4 protein-coding genes are annotated in these 2953 nt (G+C 32.1%); 3 read left to right on the top strand and 1 reads right to left on the bottom strand.

From position 1 onward, the window contains the following. The 3 genes from thrC to RSB60_RS11400 form a co-directional block, all read left to right on the top strand. Window positions 1-938 (top strand): threonine synthase (gene thrC / locus RSB60_RS11410; protein ID WP_332616470.1); only part of this gene is annotated, 938 nt, incomplete at its 5' end. After that, window positions 931-1806 carry a homoserine kinase gene (gene thrB / locus RSB60_RS11405; protein WP_332616468.1) on the top strand — a complete coding sequence of 292 codons (876 nt, stop codon included), beginning with the start codon at window positions 931-933 and terminating at the stop codon, window positions 1804-1806. The genes thrC and thrB, both read left to right, overlap by 8 nt. 1 nt (window position 1807) lies before the next feature. Beyond that, a complete protein-coding gene (locus RSB60_RS11400) occupies window positions 1808-2242 on the top strand; it encodes an ACT domain-containing protein (RefSeq protein WP_323381881.1) in 435 nt (144 codons plus the stop codon). Between the two features lie 9 nt (window positions 2243-2251). On the opposite strand, the gene RSB60_RS11395 is transcribed toward RSB60_RS11400, so the two are convergent. Next, on the bottom strand, window positions 2252-2953 hold a 702-nt coding region (locus RSB60_RS11395; protein WP_332616466.1), incomplete at its 5' end, for an L-serine ammonia-lyase, iron-sulfur-dependent, subunit alpha.

The following is a 2953-nucleotide window of genomic DNA, read 5'->3' as shown; positions in this document are numbered from 1 at the left end:
CCCATGTATATGCTGTTGAAGGTAACTTTGATGATTGTCAACGTATTGTAAAAGAAATATTCAATGATGAACCATTAAACCTTGAACTTCTCAAAAATAAAATACAACTTTCTAGTGCTAATAGTATTAATATAGGACGTCTATGCCCACAAGTAGTTTATTACTTTTACAGCTATTGTAAACTCGTCAATTCAGGTATCATTCAATTAAATGATAAAGTCAATTTTGTCGTTCCAACAGGAAACTTTGGAAATATTCTTGCTGGATATTACGCAAAATGTTTAGGACTACCTATCAACAAGTTAATATGTGCATCCAATGAGAATAATGTTTTGACCGAATTCATCCAAACAGGACATTATAATAAAAAGAGAGATTTTCATAAAACAATATCTCCATCAATGGATATCTTAGTTAGCAGTAATGTCGAACGATACTTATTTGAGGTAGTCAATCATAATAGCGATCGCGTTAATGAGTTAATGAATTGTCTATCAGCTACTGGTGAATATAAATTGAATTCTGAAGAAGCAAAACGTCTAAACGATGATTTTACTAGTTATTATGCCAATGATGATGAAACAAAAGATACTATTCGCAATATTTATAATAAATATGAAAAAGTGATAGATCCTCATACTGCTGTCGCAATGAATTGTTACGAGAAATACCAACACGATACAAAGGATAGTACACACACAATTATTCTAAGTACTGCATCCCCTTATAAATTTGCTAAAGATGTAGTTGAAGCTATTCTCAAGAAAGAAGTTACTTCTCAAGAACAAGCATTACTTGAACTATCTTCATTAAATAAAGAAAGCATGCCCTATAATCTTGAACAACTTCTACACATTGATGTTCAAAATCCTACCATTTTAAAACAAAAAGAAGTAAAATCTAATCTAATAAATGAATTGGAGAAAAAGCATGAATAAAATTAAAGCATACGCAACTAGTGCTAATTTAGGACCAGGATTTGATGTTTTAGGTTTATGTTTTGACATCGCAAATGAATTTAGCTTTGAGAAATCAGATCATTTTCAATTAATTGGATTTGAAGAAGAATTTAATAATGATGATAATTTAGTATTAAAAAGTTATATGTTCCTCTTTAATTTTTTAAATAAAGAACCTATTCCTATCAAAATAATTGCAAATTGTGCTATACCTACAACACGCGGACTTGGCTCAAGCTCAAGTTGTATTGTTGCCGGTATATCCATTGCAAACAGTATTTTAAATCATCCTTTTACAAAATATGAATTATGTAAATTCGCAACTGCCATTGAAGGTCATCCCGATAATGTTGTCCCTTGTATTCTTGGTGGACTTTGTGGAAGTAAGCTCATGAATGATGAACTATTTTATGTGAACTATCCACTTCATCCAAGTGTTAAATTTTTAGCACTTATACCTAATTACGAGTTATCCACAAAAGAAGCACGAGCTGTGTTACCTGAATCAATTCTTCGTAGCGAATCTATTGATAATAACGTGAATACTTTATTACTTCTAGAAGGTATAAAAATTGGTAGTAAACGATTGATTAGTGCTGGTATCCATGACAATCTACATACGCAATACAGAAGAAAACTCATCCGTGAATATGATGAAATTGAAAAAATTATGTTGCGATTTGGCGCTGTAGGATTCACAATAAGTGGTGCTGGTCCGACATGCCTAGCAATATTCACCAATGAAATTCCGATGGAGGCGATTCAATTATCATTAAAATCTCTTCAACAAGAGATAAAAGCAATTGAGTTGTCTGTAAATAACAATGGTGTAATCGAGGAAAATTAATATGGAAAAATTTTTAATTGTAAACGCAAAAGTACTACCTGACTATTTTGAAAAAATTTTAGAAGTACGCACTTTACTAGATACCAATCAAAATCTTGGAATCAAAGAGGCTTGTACTCAAGTTGGAATCTCAAGAAGTACTTTTTATAAGTATAAAGATCATATCTTTAGTCTTAATAACAATCCCCTTGGTAGAAAAGCTGAAATTCATTTTCTCTTATCGCATAAACAAGGTGTATTGTCTAATGTGTTAAATAAACTAAGTGAAAATTCTTGTAATATTCTTGCTATCCATCAATCGATACCGTTGAATAATATCGCAACCTTGTCGATTCAAGTGGATATCTCTGATATTGTATTATCCATTGATGAGATTATCGAAACTTTAAAAACTATAAAAGGTGTCAAAAAAGTAAAACTAATATCACTTGAATAAAAAAGATAGCTAATCAGCTATCTTATTTTTTGTCATTATATCTAAAATCATATTATCAGTTTGGCGCATTCCTTCATGACCTAATGTTCCAACTACCTTAATCGTATGTTCCACACAGTCTTGAACTATTCCGCATTCATCTTTAAATACACGCTTGCTTCTAGCCATTTCATATCCTAACATTGCTGAGAATAATGCCGTAGATATCTTACTTGCACATGATTCTTTAGCACCATCACAGATCATTCCACTAGCAGTAGCTAGTCCATTCGTAATTAAATCTTCAATAACACAAAGTGATTCATCATTGATATATGCAATTCCAGCAAAACTTGCAACTGCCGCACAAACGACACCACAATATGCAGAAAGTCTTCCAATACCCGTTTTAAAATGAATTGTACATAAATTTGCAAGAACCAAAGCACGCAATAATTTTTCATGGTCAATATTATGTTCTTGCGCATATACAATTACTGGGACTGAAGTTGTGATTCCCTGATTACCACTACCTGAATTTGTCATGACAGGTAATTGACACCCACTCATTCGAGCATCACTTGCCGCTGCTGTCATCGCAATACATGATGAATAATTACCAGGAATATTTTCTAATATTGTCTTGCCTACACAAGCACCATAACCATTCTTTATTCCCTCATTTGCAATTGCCATATTGATTTCGATTTGTTTTTCAAGCAAATCTGATAT

This window comes from Anaerorhabdus sp., from assembly GCF_036657415.1.
Classification (GTDB): domain Bacteria; phylum Bacillota_I; class Bacilli_A; order Erysipelotrichales; family Erysipelotrichaceae; genus Anaerorhabdus.
The sequence above is the reverse complement of the archived record's forward strand: the minus strand, read 5'-3'. Positions and strand labels throughout refer to the sequence as shown.

Bases quoted from the DNA above. Each gene is read 5' to 3' on its own strand.
- RSB60_RS11400 (WP_323381881.1), top strand. From the start codon at position 1,808: ATGGAAAAATTTTTAATTGTAAACGCAAAAGTACTACCTGACTATTTT.
- thrB (WP_332616468.1), top strand. From the start codon at position 931: ATGAATAAAATTAAAGCATACGCAACTAGTGCTAATTTAGGACCAGGA.